The organism is Streptococcus mitis (assembly GCF_000722755.1).
GTDB lineage: Bacteria > Bacillota > Bacilli > Lactobacillales > Streptococcaceae > Streptococcus > Streptococcus mitis_CM.
Genome location: NZ_JPFY01000013.1, coordinates 732,934 through 752,573 on the forward strand (window position 1 = coordinate 732,934; position 19,640 = coordinate 752,573).

15 protein-coding genes and 1 pseudogene are annotated in these 19,640 nt (G+C 38.1%); 5 read left to right on the forward strand and 11 right to left on the reverse strand.

What is annotated here, in order from left to right:
• Positions 1-2: 2 nt before the first annotated feature.
• The 4 genes and pseudogenes from SK578_RS06785 to SK578_RS06800 all read right to left on the reverse strand — a co-directional run.
• Positions 3-710, reverse strand: a complete 708-nt coding sequence (locus SK578_RS06785) for an IspD/TarI family cytidylyltransferase (protein WP_042751281.1) — start codon at positions 708-710, stop codon at positions 3-5.
• A gap of 336 nt (positions 711-1,046) precedes the next feature.
• Positions 1,047-1,217, reverse strand: coding sequence for a twin-arginine translocase TatA/TatE family subunit (locus tag SK578_RS06790; protein ID WP_042751282.1), 171 nt, complete (start codon positions 1,215-1,217; stop codon positions 1,047-1,049).
• Positions 1,201-1,932, reverse strand: a complete 732-nt coding sequence (tatC, locus tag SK578_RS06795; protein WP_042751283.1) for a twin-arginine translocase subunit TatC — start codon at positions 1,930-1,932, stop codon at positions 1,201-1,203. Before tatC ends, SK578_RS06790 begins: the two co-directional genes overlap by 17 nt.
• Positions 1,933-2,430, reverse strand: a pseudogene (locus SK578_RS06800) (FTR1 family protein); the annotation flags it as partial.
• Between the two features lie 228 nt (positions 2,431-2,658).
• On the opposite strand from SK578_RS06800, the gene SK578_RS06805 reads away from it, so the two are divergent.
• The 4 genes from SK578_RS06805 to SK578_RS06820 all read left to right on the forward strand — a co-directional run bounded on the left by SK578_RS06805 (position 2,659) and on the right by SK578_RS06820 (position 6,687).
• Positions 2,659-3,264, forward strand: coding sequence for a recombinase family protein (locus SK578_RS06805; RefSeq protein WP_042751284.1), 606 nt, complete (start codon positions 2,659-2,661; stop codon positions 3,262-3,264).
• Between the two features lie 163 nt (positions 3,265-3,427).
• Positions 3,428-5,056, forward strand: a complete 1,629-nt coding sequence (locus tag SK578_RS06810; RefSeq protein ID WP_042751285.1) for an LPXTG cell wall anchor domain-containing protein — start codon at positions 3,428-3,430, stop codon at positions 5,054-5,056.
• A 9-nt stretch (positions 5,057-5,065) separates the two neighbouring features.
• Positions 5,066-6,166 (forward strand): DUF6287 domain-containing protein, encoded by a 1,101-nt coding sequence (locus SK578_RS06815; RefSeq protein ID WP_235228655.1) that lies wholly within the window; start codon positions 5,066-5,068, stop codon positions 6,164-6,166.
• 221 nt (positions 6,167-6,387) lie between these two features.
• Positions 6,388-6,687, forward strand: a complete 300-nt coding sequence (locus SK578_RS06820; RefSeq protein WP_000981526.1) for a YbaB/EbfC family nucleoid-associated protein — start codon at positions 6,388-6,390, stop codon at positions 6,685-6,687.
• Positions 6,688-6,866: 179 nt separating this feature from the next.
• Here the strand turns inward: SK578_RS06820 and SK578_RS06825 are convergent, their stop codons facing one another.
• The 7 genes from SK578_RS06825 to SK578_RS06855 all read right to left on the reverse strand — a co-directional run bounded on the left by SK578_RS06825 (position 6,867) and on the right by SK578_RS06855 (position 16,811).
• Entirely contained in the window at positions 6,867-7,727 is an 861-nt protein-coding gene (locus tag SK578_RS06825; RefSeq protein ID WP_000631543.1) for a methionyl aminopeptidase, read from the reverse strand.
• A 15-nt stretch (positions 7,728-7,742) separates the two neighbouring features.
• The gene (gene spxR, locus SK578_RS06830; RefSeq protein WP_042751286.1) at positions 7,743-9,020 is read right to left on the reverse strand and encodes a CBS-HotDog domain-containing transcription factor SpxR; all 1,278 of its coding nucleotides are present in this window, start codon (positions 9,018-9,020) and stop codon (positions 7,743-7,745) included.
• Positions 9,013-9,564, reverse strand: a complete 552-nt coding sequence (locus SK578_RS06835) for a GNAT family N-acetyltransferase (protein WP_042751287.1) — start codon at positions 9,562-9,564, stop codon at positions 9,013-9,015. The genes spxR and SK578_RS06835 overlap by 8 nt, the downstream gene beginning before the upstream one ends.
• 15 nt (positions 9,565-9,579) lie before the next feature.
• On the reverse strand, positions 9,580-10,839 hold the full coding sequence (locus SK578_RS06840) for a UDP-N-acetylglucosamine 1-carboxyvinyltransferase (RefSeq protein ID WP_042751288.1): 1,260 nt from the start codon (positions 10,837-10,839) through the stop codon (positions 9,580-9,582).
• Positions 10,840-11,058: 219 nt separating this feature from the next.
• Positions 11,059-12,564 (reverse strand): pyruvate kinase, encoded by a 1,506-nt coding sequence (pyk, locus tag SK578_RS06845; protein ID WP_042751289.1) that lies wholly within the window; start codon positions 12,562-12,564, stop codon positions 11,059-11,061.
• A 56-nt stretch (positions 12,565-12,620) separates the two neighbouring features.
• Positions 12,621-13,628, reverse strand: coding sequence for a 6-phosphofructokinase (gene pfkA, locus SK578_RS06850; RefSeq protein ID WP_000820863.1), 1,008 nt, complete (start codon positions 13,626-13,628; stop codon positions 12,621-12,623).
• Between the two features lie 81 nt (positions 13,629-13,709).
• Positions 13,710-16,811, reverse strand: coding sequence for a DNA polymerase III subunit alpha (locus tag SK578_RS06855; protein WP_042751290.1), 3,102 nt, complete (start codon positions 16,809-16,811; stop codon positions 13,710-13,712).
• A 288-nt stretch (positions 16,812-17,099) separates the two neighbouring features.
• Here SK578_RS06855 and SK578_RS06860 point away from each other — a divergent pair, with 288 nt between their 5' ends.
• The gene (locus SK578_RS06860; RefSeq protein ID WP_042751291.1) at positions 17,100-19,382 is read left to right on the forward strand and encodes a Xaa-Pro dipeptidyl-peptidase; all 2,283 of its coding nucleotides are present in this window, start codon (positions 17,100-17,102) and stop codon (positions 19,380-19,382) included.
• Positions 19,383-19,640 lie beyond the last annotated feature (258 nt).

Consider the following 19,640-nt stretch of genomic DNA (forward strand, 5'->3'; position numbering starts at 1 on the left):
TACTAGTCTTTCTCAATCATGCTTTTTGCAATCTTCAAATCTGTTACGGTTGTAATCTTCAGATTTGAGTATTCACCTTTGGCCAAGGCTACATCTTTTCCTTTAATGACAAAAATTTTACATGCATCTGTCAAGATTTCCTTCTCTTCAGCAGAGAGGGAACCGTAAAGGTCCATGAAGTCCTTGCAACGGAATGTTTGAGGTGTTTGTCCTTGATAGAGGTGAGCACGATTTGGAATATCTGTAATAAATTGACCATTAGTGCTTTCAACGATAGTATCAATCGCTTCTACTACTGTGTCCACTGCATCATGATTTTGAGCAAGTTTAATATTGTCCTGAATCATGCGAAGCGTAATAAATGGACGAACAGAATCATGGGTAACAACGATATCCTCTGGAGTAAGCGGACGATAAGCATCAATGGCTTCAATGATTTTCTCAATACTCGTATTACGGTCAGCACCACCTTTTGTAATGATGATACGATCCTTATGAAGAGGTAGATATTTATCTACAAGATCCTCTGCATGGGAAACCCAGTCTCCATGAACACCAACTACAATTTTTTCAATACTTGGTTCCAAGACAAATTTTTCAATTGTATGAATCAAAATAGGTCGATCACCTAGCTCTAAAAATTGTTTTGGCAAGTTACTGATTCCCATGCGTGTGCCAGTTCCACCAGCAAGAATTCCTGCATAAATCATCTATTTTCTCCTTTGTCTTACTAAAAAAACTTATTCTCTCTATTATACCACAATCTAGTCCTATCATGAAAGAAATACCGGCCCTCCCGTTCTAGAATAGAAGGATTAAGGAGTTCAAAATCTTCAAAGAAACTAGTCCATTTCTAGTAGTGACTAGGAATTCAATAGTCATTACTAATAAATGGCTGTGAAATTTTAGAGTTCTTCAGAATAATATAGTTTTCTTAAAGAAAGCTTAAATTTATATTTTCTTAATACAAGAAAAAGCTAGGAAATGATAAATGTCCAATAGAGACACACTTCCTAACTTCTTATTTTTAGTAAAACTCACCAGTCTTAATCTTTCTTATCTTGATTTTCAGTTCCTTTAACTGCTTTTTTAAATTCAGACAGCATTTTACCGATTGACTCTCCTAGTTCAGGCAATCGCTTTGGTCCGAAGATCAAGAGAGCTCCTAAAACGATAATAATCAATCCTGGTGTTCCGATATCACGTAAAATTCCCATATCTCGCTCCTTTCTGCTTGCGTTTCATAATGTGTTTGCTGATGGAAATACTTAATTCATAGAGTAAAATCAAGGGGGCAGTCATTGCCAAATCGCTGACAAAGTCAGCTGGTGTCAAGATGACTGCGAGTACCAATAAAATAAAATAAGCATATCGGCGATAAGCAATCAATAATTCTGGTCCAATGAGTCCAATTGACGTCAAAAAGGCAATGATAACTGGCAATTCAAAAATCAGAGCCAAGGGCAAGGTCGTTTGAAAAACAAAGGACAGATAATTTTGAGCTGTTAACTGTGTTTCAAATAGTCCTTCTCCTAGCCCTAATAAAACCTGAAGTAAGGCTGGTGTTACAAAGTAAAAACCAAAAGCCAGTCCAACTAGAAAACAAAGGAAACTAGCTGGAATATAGGCAAAAATAGCTCTAGCTTCTTCCTTCTTTAAACCAGGTTTAATGAAAGACCAAATATGATACACCGTGTAAGGTAGGGTGATAGTAAAGGCCATCAGACTAGCTAAGCGTATGTAAATCCATAAAATATCATTTGGCCCTAAAACAATCAACTTTTGCTGAAAAGATTGGGTCACATACTGGTAAATCTGGTCTGCAAAAAGCAGAGAAACACAGAATACCAAAAAGAAACAAATGACTACTGCCAACAATCTCTTTCTAAATTCTACCAGATGTTCAACGATTGTCAATTCTTTTCTATCCATTTATTTTTCACCCTGTCTGAAAGTGACAATCAAGACAATAATGGCAAAGAGTAGCTGGCTGGCCAAACCTTCCCAACTTGGGTAAATTCCAAGTAAGTCGATAGTTGGAAAGCCTGTCAGCAAGTGATTTGGTGCCATATTGGTCAACTGAAGAGCGTGGACACTAACCCCTAGCATTTTGAAAGCCAAAGCATAAATCATCCAAGTCAAGATAAAGAAGACCTTATGAGGTAGGAAGAATTGACTGGCCTTATTCATTACGATTGAAATAATTACCAGAACCAGCAAGGCAAGTGAAATGCCCAAGACAAATTCAAAACTGGAAATTCTTGGTAAAATCCCAACATAAAAGAGAATGGTTTCTGCTCCCTCACGGAAAACAGCTAGGAAACTGAGGGCAAACATGGAAATAAAGGAACCTGTCTTAGTCACTGTTTCCATTTGCGACTCCATAAAGGCATTCCATTTTTTGATCGAGGATTTGCTGTGAAGCCAGATTCATGCAAAAATTGAACATACTGTTTTTAATTTTTGTAAAGTTCAAAAAGGTCGATTTAAAAGGATTTTAAGTCCTTAGGATTTTTTATCCAACACTACTATTCACGCATCCAAGACAAAATCTTGGCAAAAAGATACAGTAGCAAAGAGTACACCAAACTACCACTCATTATGGGCGGTAGTTTTCTTTTCGTCTAAAATAGAGATAAAAAGATAGGTGGTAGCCTTATGCGTTATGGTTATGTACGAGTATCCACTAAGGAGCAAAATATAGATAGACAAATCTCTGCTTTGACATTAGAAAATATCCCCCAAAATCAAATTTTCATAGATAGGGCCTCTGGAAAAGATTTTGACAGGACGGAATACCAAAAATTGCTAACAGTTCTACAAGCAGATGATGAGATAGTAATTAAATCAATTGATAGACTCGGACGAAACTACGATGATATTTTAGAACAATGGCAGTTACTCACCAAGACAAAAAAGGTACATATCAGCGTTTTAGATTTTCCACTCTTAAATACTAAAAATACCAGCGATACAATCACTGGTAAACTAATTTCTGATTTGGTTTTACAGGTTCTATCCTATGTGTCGCAAATGGAAAGAGAGCAAATCAAGCAAAGACAACTAGAAGGAATTCGAGAAGCTCAAAAAAGGGGCAAACAATTCGGAAGACCGAAGATAAATGTTCCACCCAATTTTTATGATTTAGCAAAAAAACACAGACAAAAAGAAATAACTATTCGTGAAGGAGCAGAAATCTTAGGAGTTTCAAAAAGTACTTTTCATAATTGGGTAAAAAACTATAGTTTTTGTCAAAAAAAGTAGGAAATTTTGGACAACTAATATTTCACAATTTTTAGTTCAAAATAATGAAAAATTTAGTATTTTGACGGATTATATCTTCTTTGTTTATTCTATCAATTTTGTCCATAAAAGTCTACATTATTGGACAAAGGATTGCTTCAAAATAATAGGAGGTCTCTTTTTAATGAAGACAAAATCTACAATTAAACTTTTTGCTACTGCTATCTTAGCTACTGCAACAATTAACTCAGTAAACGTAGCTACTCATCCTAGTGACGTTTCTGCCAGTGAAGTTACTCAAGTGCCAAATAAAAATAATGTCGGTACTCGTACGACTTTCGAAACTGATCCAGTATTTAAGAATTATGAAGATGCCGAAAAATATCTTGACAATTACGTTAAGCCAACAATCGAAAATAGTCGATACGGTTATTTCACAGCATCAGTTGTACCCGATGGTTTGGGAGGCAATTATCTAGTCTCAGGTTTCATCGATTCTCATTCTGAAGATGAAGAAGTGATCAAGGGAAATAAAGAAACTGCTCAAAAGATTGTCAAAAACGCGGGTATTGATCTCACTAATTTAACCAATCAAAGTAATGGAGTTCTTACTGGTAAGATTACTGAAACACAACGAGACGGATTTCCAACTGTAACGTTTGAAACAGATGCTGTATTCAAAAACTTCGATGAAGCTAACTCTTACGCTGAGGGGCATGGGGCAGAAATTCTGGATGCAACAAAAGGATATAAGGACTATTCTCTTAAAGCAGAACCTGCATTAAACGGTACTTCTAACTATCTAGTTAGTGGTGAAATTCGTGCCTATAAAGATTATTCAGGCGCAAGTGTAACTGCTGAACAAGCAAAGAAGAATATCGAAGCTGCTGCTCGTAAGGTAGTTAATGATGCAAACCCTTCAATTTCAACTACAAAACCTGTTACTCCTACTAAACCTACAGAAGATGTTAAACCTGAAACTCCAGCTAAGCCTGTGGAAGAAGTTAAACCTGCAACACCTACTAAGCCAGTAGATGAAGGAAAAACTTCTAATGATATCAAGAAAATTGATGGTGAATTTACTGAGATAAAAACAACTTCTACAGGGTTAACATTTAAAGCAAAATTATATGAAGAACTTCCTCACGATGGCCCATATACTCCCAATATTCACGCAACTTTAACTGATAAAGCAACAGGTAAAGAAGTTGCTAAAACTAGTGTTGTATTAGAAGGCTTATCAGAAGGATTAAAAAAAGCGGATGCTTTACTTTATGCTAACCACCTTGAAGGTATTATTTTTGAACCATCTCTTACCCCAGGGAACTACGTTCTAACAGTTGAAGGGACTGCAGGAGCAACTTACGGACAAAATACTGATAAAAGAAAACGCCATTTTGTCTTTAGCACAGAGGTTACATTGACAGGAGAAAATAACACAACAACTATTACTCAACCTGAAAAAACAAAAGACAGTACTACAAAACCTAATTCAGACCAGACAATAAACAACGTTAATAACAATCAACAGCCAAGCAATGACAAAAATAAACAAAGTACTAACAATAACACTGGCAAGCAAGATAAAAATGAATTAAGCACTAATAAAACTAGTGATAAAAAGACAGACAAACAAAATTCTGATAATACGCTATCACAAGAAAAACAACAAGCTACCAGCACTTCTACTAAACCAGAAAACGATAAAAATACTTTACCAAACACAGGTGAATCAACATCTATTCTTGGCTTTATCGGTGCTGTCCTTTCAATTACTGGCTTAGGATTTATCGTAAAACGTAAGCATGGGTAGAGAGATTAAATGACTGTAGAATACTATCTTACAAACTTAAACAGTTCTAACATTACAAAATTAGCTATGATTAAAAAAACAACTTTATTAACTATTCTTGCTTTAACTAGTTTGACTCTTGTAGCCTGCCACCAAAAGCAAGAAGATACTACTTCAGCCAGTACAGAACAAACGAGTTCCACTAGTACAGAAGCATTCAGCTCCTCTTCTGAAGTGAAGAAAACGGATTATAGTTTATATAACGAGGTAATAGAAAAATATTCTCAACCACAAAATAAACCCTCCAAGGATATTAATCCCAAAGCTAACCTAAAAGATAACTACTCACAATTATATTCAGATATTGACTACTGCCTATATGATTTTGATAAAAATGGGACGGACGAACTAATCGTTGCTCTAAAAATTAAGTCAGGCAAACATGACATTTTAGACATCAGAACGATTCAGAATGATAAAGTCATTCAACTCACTAATGCAGAAAATCATTTAGATTTTATCGGAGAAAAAGTGATTTTTGTCCCTCTTGAAGATGGTTATTTTCAACTTTCAAGCACATCTGGTGGTAAACAATCTCATAAACTCTATAAACTAAATACAAATACACCTGACTTGGAATTGCTTACTGAGTCAGATACAGAAGCTGGATTAGGAACTAGACCACCACTACTTAACCAAGATACATTTTCTTGGAAATCTGTAACAAATCCTATATCAGGAGAAACAACACCTTCACAAGAAATTAAAGGAATGAATCTATCTGCTATCCAAAACGGTGATTTTTCAAGTATCTCTGGTACATGGCGCAATAGTGCTGGTGTAGAACTTGTATTTGATGAACATGGACTGATTAGTGATAATTCGCAAGTTTCAATTGAACATGCTAAAGAAATTGACCACTATCTTAAAACAAGTTTACTTCCTAAAAATGGAGGAGCTGGTGGTTCTGCCCTTGCCTTTTTACCTGCAGGAATTCCTTTGACAACGGCTATCACTTCTTCACCTGAAAACGGATATAAGGACCCATCCGAAATTAGTCAAGATCGACTATGGACAGGACAACAACTTATAGAGGGAAATAGTTCAGGATTTTTCTATAAGGTAGAATAGTCTTGGTAGACTCTTAAACTAGCTCATAAAATATCTATTAAATTTTCATAAATACATATAGGATAAATATTCTTATTTTCTTAGAATATTTATCCTATATTTTTATTACCTTTACATCCTTATCAATACTATCTGAATTCACTCTGAAAAAGATTAGACTTTTAACCTCAAAATTGATAAAATAGGAAGGAAAATAAGATAAAAGGAAACTATAAAACACTATGATGAACATGCAAAACATGATGCGCCAAGCGCAAAAACTTCAAAAACAAATGGAACAAAGTCAAGCTGAACTTGCGGCTATGCAATTTGTTGGTAAATCTGCTCAAGACCTTGTCCAAGCGACCTTAACTGGAGATAAGAAAGTTGTCAGCATTGACTTCAATCCAGCTGTCGTTGACCCAGAAGATCTCGAAACTCTTTCAGATATGACTGTTCAAGCCATCAACTCTGCTCTTGAACAAATCGATGAAACTACCAAGAAAAAACTGGGTGCTTTCGCTGGAAAATTGCCATTTTAAGCATAAGAAAAAAGGCTCCATAATATTTGTAGTGGGTAAATCTCCCTACAGATACTATGGAGCCTATTTTATTAGCTTGGAAAAAGCCTGAAAACATCAATACAATGCGTTTATTTAATATGAAAAGGCCTACTGGATTTTTTATCAAAATCAACATCCAGTAGCCTTTTCACTTTTTATTAATAAGTTCCTTCTTCTCCTTGGCTAGTCAAGATTACCGGACCATCCTTAGTAATGACAAATTGGTGTTCATATTGACAAGATAAGCCACCGTCAATGGTTTTATGCGCCCAGCCAGTTTTCATATCTGTATCAATTTCCCAGTCACCTGTATTAATCATTGGTTCAATGGTCAATACCATTCCTTCACGGAGACGAAGCCCACGACCAGCAATACCATAGTTAGGAACCATTGGTTCTTCGTGCATGGTTGGACCAACACCATGACCAACCAAATCACGTACTACACCGTAACCACGACTTTCAGCGTATTCTTGAATAGCTGCACCAATATCACCAATACGATTTCCAACAACAGCTTGCTCGATTCCCTTGTACATAGCTTCTTTGGTTACATCCATCAAGTTTTTCACTTCTTCGGACGGCGTACCAACAGCATAAGCCCAACATGAGTCTGCAAGGCCACCAGAGTAGCTCTGGGTGTATTTTTTCATTTGCTCCACATTGTTGAAGTTTAGTTTTGAGACATTCAGGTCAGATTTAGCAATAGGACCTCCCAAAACCATATCAACCTTGAGCAAATCACCATCTTTCAAGATATAGTGACGAGGGAAAGCGTGAGCTACTTCATCGTTAAGAGAGCAACAAGTAGCATAAGGATAGTCCATCATGGCACCGTCAACCCCAATCTGAAGTGGAAGGAAATTTTCTTCCTTACAACGACGGCGAACGTATTCTTCAACTTCCCACATATCTACGCCTGGCTTAATCAAATCACGTAAGCCGATATGAATACTTGCTAGAAAATCTCCAGCCTTGTCCATAGCTTCGATTTCACGAGCTGATTTTAATGTTATCATTATTTCTCCTAGTTTCTAATTAATTTTAACAGTCACATTTGCTTTTGAAACAATCTGATGACCATGATAAATATCGTAATCAATAATAGCTGATCGTCTAGTATGATGGATGATGCGTGCTTGAATGCGCAGTATATCATCTATCTGAACAGCCTGCAAAAAGTAGATTAGCATCTGCTCGATGATGAGATTGCGCCCACTATTCACAACTAAATCTTGGGTCATATGAGTCAGTATCTCTGCCAAAACACCATTAGCCAAAACACCATTTTTCTCTAGCATAAAGGGTTCCACTGTAATCACTACTTCATCATGGTGATAAGAAAGTTTTTGACCAATCTGCTCTGAAAAAGTTGGTAGAGCCGAAACTTGGGAACGACTCATCTTCTCCATGACATCTCGTCTGGTTACAACCCCAAGCAAGGTTTGATTATTCCGAACAACTGGTACCATTTCAAAGTCTTCAGCAATCATCCGTTGACTCACATTGGCAATATTTGTTGATAATCCAACCAAAAATAGACTACGCGACATGACCTTGTCAATTGTGGTACTTGGTGACTTATCACCAGCGTCTCTCATGGTTACAACTCCAACAACGATCTGGTGTTGATTGATAACTGGGAAACGACTGCTACGATTCTTACGAACTAAGTCCAAATAGTCTTTAACAGTGTCAGTCTCTCTCAAAAAACCATACTCATGACTCGGGCGATAAAGTTTCTCAACTGTCAGAATATCAGTCTTGATTTGTACATTTGACAGGGCTTTATTTATCATGGTCGCAATGGTAAAAGTGTCATTCTTGCTTCTCAAAACAGGAATCCCTTTTTGATTGGCCAGTTTAAGCACATCATCATGAACCTGAAATCCACCTGTAACCAGAACTGCATTTTCATTTTCCAGCGCTAGTAATTGGATACGGGTACGGTCTCCGACAATTAAAAGCCCCCCATCATGAAGGTAAGATAAGATATTTTGCTCAGTCATGGCACCGATTGAGAACTTACTAAATTCTCTCTCTAAACCTTCTTGACCAGCCAGAACCTCAGAAGAAGTCACTTCTGCAATTTCAGCAAACGTTAATCTCTCTATAGCAACTCTCTGAGATTTAACACGGATAGTACCACTTCTTGGGCGAGTCTCTACAATTCCACGATTTTCAGCTTCTTTAATGGCCCGATAAGCCGTTCCATCACTGACTCCTAGATGGTTGGAAATGCTTCGAACACTGACCCTTTTACCAACCGGTAATTCTTCCAAATAACTTAGAATTTCTTGGTGTTTACTCATTAATTTCTCCCTTTACAAAGCGAAACTCAAGATAATCACGCATTTTCCTCGTATAGCGATCACTTCCTTTAAACTGACGAATCAAGCGAAATCCAGCCTTAAGAGCAACTCGTTGACTGGCTTCATTTTCGAGATGGGTTATAATAGATAATTGTTTTAAACCAAATTCCTCAAAAGAAAGCTGACAAAGTTTTTTAACAACTTCTGTCATAAAACCTTGAGACCATGAATCTCTTCTTAAAAAATAACCAAGTTCTGCTTCTTTTTTAATTTCATCTAGCTTTTCAAACTTAATTGAACCAATCATTTTTTCAGTTTTCTTGTCACAAATAGCCCATACACCTAAAGGAGCCTTCATAAAATAATTGGCCAGTGCATATTGACTCTCTTCCAAACTAGCTTGACTTGGAAAAATGAATTGTAAATTTTCTGGATTTGAAGCTATCTCATGGAAGTCCTGACTATCACTAAAAAAGAAAGGACGCAAATACAAGCGATCCGTTTCAAAAAAAGAAAACATTGCTAATTTGGTCCAAATATTCATAAACACCTCTACGGTTTATTCTTCAACAAGTGTAATATCCGCTCCTAGATTACGTAATTTTTCAATAATATCTGAATAACCACGTAAGATGAACTCAATATTTGTAATTTCAGTTTTGCCTTCAGCCATTAAACCAGCAATGACAAGTGCGGCCCCAGCTCTAAGGTCAGTAGCTTTTACATTTGCACCACGCAAAACACGTCCACCAGTATATAAAATATGGTCGTTTGTAGTCGTAATATCCGCGTCCATCTTTGCTAGTTCAAAAACATGGTTTACACGTTTTTCATAAATGGTATCAATAATGGTACCACGCCCTTCTGCTGTTAACAAGAGAGGAGTAATTGGTTGTTGCAGGTCAGTAGCAAAGCCTGGGTAAGGAGCTGTCTTAATATTGATTGCTTTCAAATTAGACTGTTCCTCAACAAAAATACTGTCTTCAGATACAGTCATTCGTACTCCCATTTCTTCCAACTTAGCAATAAATCCTTCTAAGTGTTCATAAAGAACATTATTAATACGAATTCCCTTACCAACTGCAGCAGCTAAGGAAATGTACGTTCCCGCTTCAATACGGTCTGGAATCACCTGATGACGCGTTCCATGTAATCTGTCAACACCATCAATAATGATAATATTGGTTCCAGCACCACGGATATGAGCCCCCATATTATTCAAGAGAGTAGCAACGTCAATAATCTCAGGTTCTCGGGCTGCATTTTCAATAATAGTACGACCATTTGCTTTAACCGCAGCAATCATTGTATTAATCGTCGCACCTACACTTACCGTATCCATGTAAATACTTGCACCATGAAGTCCCACATCTTTAGCAGATAACTTCATGTTATCACCCTCGTAGCTAACAGTGGCTCCCATAGCTTCAAAAGCCTTAAGATGTAAGTCAATAGGACGTGGTCCCAAATCACATCCTCCAGGTAAACCAACTGTAGCTTCCCCAAAGCGACCTAAAAGACTTCCATAAAAATAATAAGATGCACGAAGACTATTGATTTTCCCATAAGGCATTGGAATATTTTGAACACCTCTTGGATCAATCTCTAACACATCGTCATAACGCTTAACGGTAGCGCCCATCAATTCCATAATTTCGACAAGACTGGCAACATCCGAAATATCTGGAACACAATCCAAAGTCACAACATCATCTGCCAAGATAATAGCTGGAATCAAAGCTACAACACTATTTTTTGCACCACTAATGGTAATCTCACCTTGCAGGGGCAAGCCACCATTGATAACAATTTTTCTCATTTTAAATTTTTAATACTCTTTCAAAATTTCTAAAAAGGTCCTACGTTAAAGTATACCATAATTTCACCTTTTTTTCCATCATTTTCAATTATATTAGCTGAATCGTATTTGTATTAACTGGCCTTTTTTAAAAAATTTTGCCCCTTATTTGCCCCCTGCTACAAAAAAACCTATCATACAGGCTAGAAAGCTTGATATGATAGGCTTTTTTCATTTTAATTAACGTACTGTACGGATACGCATTGTGTTTGTACGTACAGCTTCTCCAACTGGTACACCAGCTACGATAACGATATCGTCACCAGATTGTACAAGACCAGCTTCAACTGCTTTACGTTCAGCAATTTCGAACATATCATCAGTTGATGATGGAGCATCTGTCAACATTGGGATAACACCCCAGTTCAACATCAATCCACGTTCTGTCAATTCGTCGAATGTCAATGCCAAGATGTCAGCATTTGGACGGTATTTAGAGATCAAACGTGCAGTGTGACCTGTCTTAGTAAGAGTTACAACCAATTTAATGTCCATTGAGTTAGTAGCATCTTTAACAGCTGAAGCCATTACTTCTGTCTTAGAGTTACGTTCAAATGAATCTGAGTTCAAACGACCGTATTCGTTAAGAAGTGTCTGAGCGTTCTTGTCGATTGTAGCCATTGTAGTTACTGACTCAAGTGGGTATTTACCGTTTGCAGACTCACCTGAAAGCATTGTAGCATCAGTACCGTCGATAACAGCGTTGAATACGTCTGATACTTCTGAACGAGTTGCACGTGGTTTTTCAGTCATTGTTTCAAGCATGTTTGTTGCTGTGATAACAACTTTACCTGCAGCATTGACTTTCTTGATAATCATTTTTTGGTAAACTGGAACCATTTCGAATGGTACTTCGATACCCATGTCACCACGAGCGATCATGATACCATCAGCAGCTTCGATGATTTCATCCAAGTTGTCGATACCTTGTTGGTTTTCGATTTTAGCGAACAATTGAACGTGTCCGTTTCCAGTTTCTTTACAGATTGCACGAACTTCGTTCACGTCTTTTGCAGTACGTACGAATGAAATCGCGATGAAGTTAATTCCTTGTTCAAGACCAAAGCGGATATCGTCGTTATCACGTTCAGCAAGAGCTGGGAAAGGAATTTTAGTGTTAGGGATGTTAACACCTTTTTGTTTAGCAATTACACCATCGTTTTCAACTTCAACTTCAAACTCACGAGTTGCGTCATCTTTAGCAACCACACGAAGACCAAGTTTACCATCGTCAACCAAAACTTGACGACCAACTTCAACATCATCATAGATATCAAGAGCACCAGCAACGTTCAATGCGATCACATCACGAGTTGATTTGATTCCTTGTTTAGTAGCAACACGGATTTTTTCACCAGTTGTGTATGAATACTCTTTAGCTTCACCTTCAAACAATTCAGTACGGATTTCTGGTCCTTTTGTATCAAGAAGGAAACCAACTTTTTTACCTGCAAGTTTTTCAGCAAGTTTAACAGTTGCCATACGGTCACCTTGCTCTTGGTGGTCACCGTGTGAGAAGTTGAAACGGAAAGTGTTAGCTCCTGCTTCAATCAATTGAGCAATGTTTTTAGCTGAAGCTTCAACGTCAAGTTTCTCACCCCAGTATCCGTCATCACCGAATTTTTTACCACCACGGATTTCAACCGCAGGTCCCAAAGTTGCAACGATTTTTACACGTTTGTTCATGATTTTTGTGACTCCTTTATATATGACCTTTTTGGTCTTATTAACTAAATTATAAATTATGACAAGCTCTTATTCAAGCTAGATAGCTCAAGGTCAGCCTTGTGTGGGTTGTTAACTACAATTTTACCATCTGCGGTCAAGCTAAACAATGCTCCTTCTTCTGCAGTTCCAAGAATTGGGTTTTCAACCATTTTCTCATTACGGATACCAACCGCAACACCACCGATACCTTCTTTAAGAAGTTTAACAGCATGCGCACCCATACGTGATGCCAAAACACGGTCACGCGCAGTTGGAGAACCACCACGTTGAATATGTCCAAGTTCTGTTACACGAAGGTCGCTTGTATCTCCAGCTTCTTTTAGTTTTTGACCAAATTCAGCCGCTGACATCACACCTTCAGCCAAGACGATGATATTGTGTTTTTTACCACACTCATAACCACATTTAATGCTTTCGACGATATCTTCAATCTTGAATCCTTCTTCAGGAATGATGATTTCATCAGCACCAGTTGCAATACCAGCCCAAAGAGCGATATCACCTGCGTTACGACCCATTACTTCGATAACAAATGTACGACGGTGACTTGATGATGTATCACGAATCTTATCGATAGCATCCATAGCAGTAGTAACCGCTGTGTCAAAACCGATTGTGAAGTCAGTACCAACAATATCGTTATCGATTGTACCAGGAAGACCGATAGCTGGGAATCCATGTTCAGTCAAACGCATAGCACCGTGGTAAGATCCATCACCACCGATAACAACTACACCTTCAATTCCGTGTTTTTTCAATTGCTCAATCCCTTTAAGTTGCCCTTCAAGTTGAGCGAACTCTGGGTAACGAGCAGAGTGAAGGAAAGTACCACCACGAGAAATGATGTCTCCTACTGAAGCCGCATCTAGGGGATGAATTTCACCAGCAACCATACCAGCATATCCATCATAGATACCAAATACTTCCATTCCTTCCGAAATTGCTTGACGAACAACTGCACGGATAGCAGCGTTCATACCAGGGGCGTCTCCACCACTAGTCAAAACAGCAATACGTTTCATATTGGTTATGCTCCTTTTTCTTTTAACATTCTTACTGATTATATCACATTTAAATGGAAAATTCTTCTATTTTCCGTAATTTTAGCGATAAATCGTTTTCATAACGATTCCACCTAATTTCTCTTCTAATTCAGTTGATTTAGTCACAAAATGATGGGGAGAAACAATCGTTCTCTGTTCCTCTTCATACCTGATGATGACTGGGATTGGGCCTTTATACTGGTCTAAAATTCTCGAAATTTCTTGATCCGATTCATGATTTTTTACCTGTATCCAAAAGCGTTCAGTCACTGCTGCTCTTATTTCTTGTGCAATCATTTGCAGACGGCCATCTCGTAACTGAATTTTTCCTCTTATATAGTAGAAAGCTCCTTCTTTCAATTCCTGCCCAATCTGTCGATATAAGTCTGAGAAGAGGGTAACATCCAATTTTTTCTTACTATCATCTACCTGTAAGAATGCCATGTTTTCACCCTTTTTGGTCCGAATCACTTTTATTTTCTGAATTTCAACCAATATAATGGCGTGACTATTTTCTGACAAATTTCCAATTGGTGTAATTGGGTAGATAGCCTTACTTGCAATAGCTTGTAAGGGATGTTTGCTAACTCCTACCCCTAGAAACTCTTGTTCCATATAGAATTTTTCTTGTTCTGTCCAATCTTCCGATTCCTGCCAACTATATATTGTATCACCGAACAAGCTTCCTAACTCTTTCACAAATTCAAATAGATTACCTAAATTATTAAATACTTTTTGGCGATTTTTTTCAAATGAATCGAAAAGACCAACTTTTACCAAAGGTTCTAGCAGAGGAAGTTTCAGATAATTCTCAGGTAATTTAGCTATAAAATCTTCAATGCTCGAATAGGGTCTATTTTCAATAATCCAAAGCGCCAAATCCTTGCTGACTCCCTTAATCGACTTCAGACCTAGATAGATGGACTTGTTGGCAATTTTATCATGATAGGGAATGGTATTGATGGACAGAGGTGCTACTTCAAAGCCTGCTTCAAGAGCGTCTGTTAGGTAATCACTGTTGGAAGAATTCAGCATGACCTGATAAAAAATGGCTGGATAATGCGTTTTGAAATAGGCCAACTGGAAGGCCAAGGCTGAGTAGGCATAGGCGTGAGATCGGTTAAATCCATAACCTGCAAACTTCTCCATAACATCAAAGACCTGCTCTGCCTTTTCCCTAGTATGACCAGCATCTAATGATCCTTGAATAAAGGATTCCCTCATTTCATGCATGGCAGAGGCATCCTTTTTCCCCATAGCCCGACGTAAAATATCGGCTTTTCCGAGGCTAAATCCAGCAAATCTCTGAGCAACCTGCATAACCTGCTCCTGATAGAGCATGATGCCGTAGGTTGGAGCCAAAATATCCTCCAGTACTGGATCCAGAACAGTCACTTCTTCCTGCCCATGCTTTCTTGCCACAAAATTATTGATGTAGTCACTGGCACCTGGTCGATTTAGAGAAGTAGTTGCTACGACATCTTCAAAACAGACTGGTTGCACACGTTTGAGCAAGCGAATGGCACCAGGTTGTTCAAATTGAAAGATACCTTTTGTATTGCCAGAGGCAAATAAAGCTAACGTTTCTTTGTCTTCCAAATCAATTTCTTCAATTTTAAGGTGAATACCTTCTGATTCAGCAAGCAATTCTTGCATCTTCTGGACAAAGGTCAAATTTCGCAGTCCCAGAAAGTCCATTTTCAATAGCCCGCTAGATTCAACTCCATGAGCATCATACTGAGTCAGCGGAATTTCGTCACCATGTTTTAGAGGGATGTAATTGGTCAAATCTTGGTCACTGATTACAACACCAGCCGCATGGACAGAGGTTTGTCTTGGATAGCCCTCTATCTTGCAAGCAATTTCAAAGGCTTTTTGATATTCTAGCTTACTATTGATTTGCTGACGAAACTGGAGATTGCCCTCATAGGCTGACTTTAGATTATCTCGAAAACTGATTTTCTTGGTAATTGCGGACAATTCATACTCTGGCACACCAAAGCGCTTCAAGACATCTCGCAAAGCTTGCTTGGCCCCAAAGGTAGAAAAAGTAACGATTTGAGCCGCATGTTTACTACCATATTTATTACCAACATATCTGATAAAATCTGGACGATAAATATCAGGAATATCAATATCAATATCAGGCATGGTATAGCGTTCACGATTGAGGAAACGTTCAAAAATCAGATTTTTTTCTACTGGGTCAATCCCTGTAATGTTTAGAGCATAGGAAACCAAGCTACCAACTGCGGAACCTCGTCCCATTCCCATATAATAGCCATTCGAACGTCCAAAACGCAATAAATCCCAAACAACCAAGAAATAATCATCAAAGCCCATATCATGAATAACAGCCAATTCTTGGTCTAGACGGTCTTGATATTCTTTACCAGTCAACCCCTTCTGAACAAGCCCCAATTCAGCACGTTCTCTCAACTCTTCTACTGCTGGTCTAGCTGGATTAAAGCGAGGCAGTTTCAGACTAGTATCCAAGTCATAAGAAATACCTGAAATAAGCTTTTCTAAGTTTTCCAAGGCTTGAGGAAAACGCTCTTGGAATAGTTTCTCTAAAGAACTTGCTGACATAAAAACATCTTGTCTAGAACGCAAAGGAACTTCTCTGAGCGGTAGATTTTCTTTAATCGCTGTTAATACTTGAAGAACCTCTCTATCCTTACTTTCAAATGTATTGACCCGATAAATAGGCAAAATTGGATGATGAAATTCTCTGGCCAGTGTCTCTGGGTAAACCCCTATATAGTAATCACAGCCTATATTGAGCGACTCAAGCTCTGCAAAATAAGGCAAAATTACCGCAACATCCTCCAGATACTGAGATAGAACTGACCAACTTTTCTCCCCCTGCATCTTGGCTGTTGATAGTTTCATCAACTGCTGATAGCCCACACTAGATAGAGCCAAAAAACGCAGATTCACATCCTTATCATCTACAAGCACATTCATTTCAAGCCCTAACAAAGGATGAATGCCGTATTTTTTTGTAACCTCTAGAAAATCGAAAGCCCCGTAAAGATTGTCAATATCCATCATAGCCAGATGAGTGTAGCCATAGTCTTTTGCTACTCTCACATACTTGTCGATTGAAATGACACTCTCCATAAAACTATAGACTGTTTTTGTATCTAGTTGTGCGATCAATTTACACTTCTCCTCTATCATTCTCACTATATTATACCATTTTCTTTAAATTTCTATTACTATTACTGATGCTTTAATATCTAATAGCTCAAATCATAGTTGACTAGACAATCCTTACACGATTTTTAACAGTATCACTAATATTTTTGTATTTAGGCTTATCATTTTACATGTTTATTTCATAAATACTCATTTTTATTTATTATAATTTCTGTTAATTTTTATAGTTTCTTTTCTCTCTATTTTTTGATATAATAACTGTAATATATTTCATAAATAGGAGGTTCTATGCGTTTTAATCAATTCAGCTATTTAGCGCTACCTAGAGATACAATTATCTTTGAATTAAAAAAGTATGGATTTGATTTACCAGTCAACATTACAAATAAACAAATGCTTGAAGCGTTTCTTATTCGTTTCTTTTTTAATTTTAAAAACAGCTCCTATCCTCTATCCAGTTTAGCAGTTGATAAAGAAACAGATTTTCTAACATTTTGTCAGTCAGACAGAGAGTTGACTGCAGATATTTTCTATACTGTAGCCTTTCAACTCCTAGGTTTTTCTTATTTGGTTGACTTCGAAGACAGTGATGTTTTTCGTAAAGAGACTGGATTTCCTATTGTATACGGTGACTTGATTGAAAATCTCTATCAGTTACTCAGTACTCGTACTAAAAAAGGGAACACTCTTATCGACCAACTTGTCAGTGATGGTCTTATCCCTGAAGATAATGACTATCACTACTTTAACGGTAAGAGTTTGGCTACTTTTTCTAGCCATGACGTCATTCGTGAAGTTGTTTACGTTGAGACTCGTGTCGATACTGACCGAAAAGGGCTACCAGACTTAGTCAAAGTCAGCATTATTCGTCCTCGTTATGACGGGCAAATCCCTGCTATCATGACAGCCAGTCCCTATCATCAGGGAACAAATGACAAAGCCAGCGACAAGGCTCTCTACAAGATGGAGGGTGAGCTTGAAGTAAAACCTGCTCACAAGATCGATCTAGAGAAACCTCAACTAAATCTCATCCAACCTCAAGGTCAAGCTGAGCTTGTGTCAGAAGCTGAGGAAAAGTTGACGCACATCAACGCTAGCTATAGTCTCAACGACTACTTCCTTCCACGAGGGTTTGCTAATCTCTATGTCTCAGGTGTTGGTACCAAAGACTCTACTGGTTTCATGACTAACGGGGACTACCAGCAAATCGAGGCCTATAAAAATGTTATCGATTGGCTCAATGGTCGTTGCCGTGCCTTTACTGACCACACGCGCCAGCGTCAAGTCAAGGCTGACTGGTCAAACGGAAAAGTAGCCACAACTGGACTTTCCTATCTAGGTACCATGTCAAACGGTCTTGCCACTACTGGTGTAGATGGTTTAGAAGTAATCATTGCAGAGGCGGGTATTTCCTCATGGTACAACTACTACCGTGAAAACGGTTTAGTAACTAGTCCAGGTGGTTATCCTGGTGAGGATTTTGACTCGCTTGCTGAGTTAACCTACTCTCGTAATCTCTTGGCTGGCGACTATATCCGTGGTAATGAGGCTCACCAAGCTGACTTAGAAAAAGTAAAAGAACAACTGGATCGCAAGACTGGCGACTACAATCAGTTTTGGCATGACCGCAACTATCTGCTCAATGCCCATAAAGTAAAGGCAGAGGTTGTCTTTACTCATGGTTCTCAGGATTGGAATGTCAAACCACTTCATGTTTACCAGATGTTCCATGCCCTTCCTATTCATATAAATAAGCACCTCTTTTTCCATAATGGCGCCCATGTTTATATGAACAACTGGCAATCCATTGACTTCCGTGAGTCCATAAACGCCTTATTGACTAAGAAATTACTAGGACAAGAAACAGACTATCAACTTCCTACTGTCATCTGGCAGGATAATACCACTCCTCAGACTTGGTTATCACTTGATAACTTCGGTGGGCAAGAAAACTTTGAAACTTTCTCACTTGGTCAAGAAGAGCAGGTTATTCAAAATCAGTATTCAGATAAGGATTTTGAACGTTATGGTAAAACATACCAAACCTTCAATACGGAACTCTATCAAGGAAAAGCCAATCAGATTACTATTGACCTTCCTGTGACTAAGGATCTTCACCTGAACGGTCGTGCACAGCTCAATCTTCGTATCAAGTCCAGTACAAACAAGGGGCTCTTATCAGCCCAACTACTGGAGCTTGGACAAAAGAAATACCTACAACCTTATCCAGCTGTTTTAAGTGCTAGAACCATTGACAACGGTCGCTATCATATGCTGGAAAATCTCTGTGAACTGCCATTTAGACCAGATGCACAACGAGTCGTGACAAAAGGCTATCTCAATTTGCAAAATCGAAATGATTTGCTAATAGTTGAGAATATTAATGCAGATGAATGGATGGATATCCAGTTTGAACTGCAACCAACCATTTACAAGCTAAAAGAAGGTGACACTCTCCGTCTAGTCCTCTATACTACTGACTTTGAAATCACCATACGTGACAACACCGCTTACCACCTGACTGTCGATCTTGAACAGTCTACTCTTACCCTACCTTGCCAAAAGGTATAGGCTATCAGACTTTCAATATTGAAATTTTCCAGGGAAAGCTTAATTACGTGACCATTTGCCTTCCTATAATCAATAACCCCCACTTGAATAGTTTAACGAAACAAAAACTTGGTTCAAATCCTGTCCAAAGAACAGATTATTCTCCCCCCGCTACTGAACCTTGGACAAATGATACTAACACCCCTAACCAACATGTGTGACCCTCTATCATACACGCTACCACACCACATGTTGGACAAGCTCTGTGAATTGCCATTT

What these genes read in the sequence shown, in the direction of transcription:
- SK578_RS06835 (WP_042751287.1), bottom strand. Translation starts at nt 9,564, where the DNA reads ATGAATATTTGGACCAAATTAGCAATGTTTTCTTTTTTTGAAACGGAT.
- pyk (WP_042751289.1), bottom strand. Translation starts at nt 12,564, where the DNA reads ATGAACAAACGTGTAAAAATCGTTGCAACTTTGGGACCTGCGGTTGAA.
- SK578_RS06805 (WP_042751284.1), top strand. Translation starts at nt 2,659, where the DNA reads ATGCGTTATGGTTATGTACGAGTATCCACTAAGGAGCAAAATATAGAT.
- tatC (WP_042751283.1), bottom strand. Translation starts at nt 1,932, where the DNA reads ATGGATAGAAAAGAATTGACAATCGTTGAACATCTGGTAGAATTTAGA.
- SK578_RS06810 (WP_042751285.1), top strand. Translation starts at nt 3,428, where the DNA reads ATGAAGACAAAATCTACAATTAAACTTTTTGCTACTGCTATCTTAGCT.
- SK578_RS06815 (WP_235228655.1), top strand. Translation starts at nt 5,066, where the DNA reads ATGACTGTAGAATACTATCTTACAAACTTAAACAGTTCTAACATTACA.
- SK578_RS06785 (WP_042751281.1), bottom strand. Translation starts at nt 710, where the DNA reads ATGATTTATGCAGGAATTCTTGCTGGTGGAACTGGCACACGCATGGGA.
- spxR (WP_042751286.1), bottom strand. Translation starts at nt 9,020, where the DNA reads ATGAGTAAACACCAAGAAATTCTAAGTTATTTGGAAGAATTACCGGTT.
- pfkA (WP_000820863.1), bottom strand. Translation starts at nt 13,628, where the DNA reads ATGAAACGTATTGCTGTTTTGACTAGTGGTGGAGACGCCCCTGGTATG.
- SK578_RS06840 (WP_042751288.1), bottom strand. Translation starts at nt 10,839, where the DNA reads ATGAGAAAAATTGTTATCAATGGTGGCTTGCCCCTGCAAGGTGAGATT.
- SK578_RS06820 (WP_000981526.1), top strand. Translation starts at nt 6,388, where the DNA reads ATGATGAACATGCAAAACATGATGCGCCAAGCGCAAAAACTTCAAAAA.
- SK578_RS06825 (WP_000631543.1), bottom strand. Translation starts at nt 7,727, where the DNA reads ATGATAACATTAAAATCAGCTCGTGAAATCGAAGCTATGGACAAGGCT.
- SK578_RS06790 (WP_042751282.1), bottom strand. Translation starts at nt 1,217, where the DNA reads ATGGGAATTTTACGTGATATCGGAACACCAGGATTGATTATTATCGTT.
- SK578_RS06860 (WP_042751291.1), top strand. Translation starts at nt 17,100, where the DNA reads ATGCGTTTTAATCAATTCAGCTATTTAGCGCTACCTAGAGATACAATT.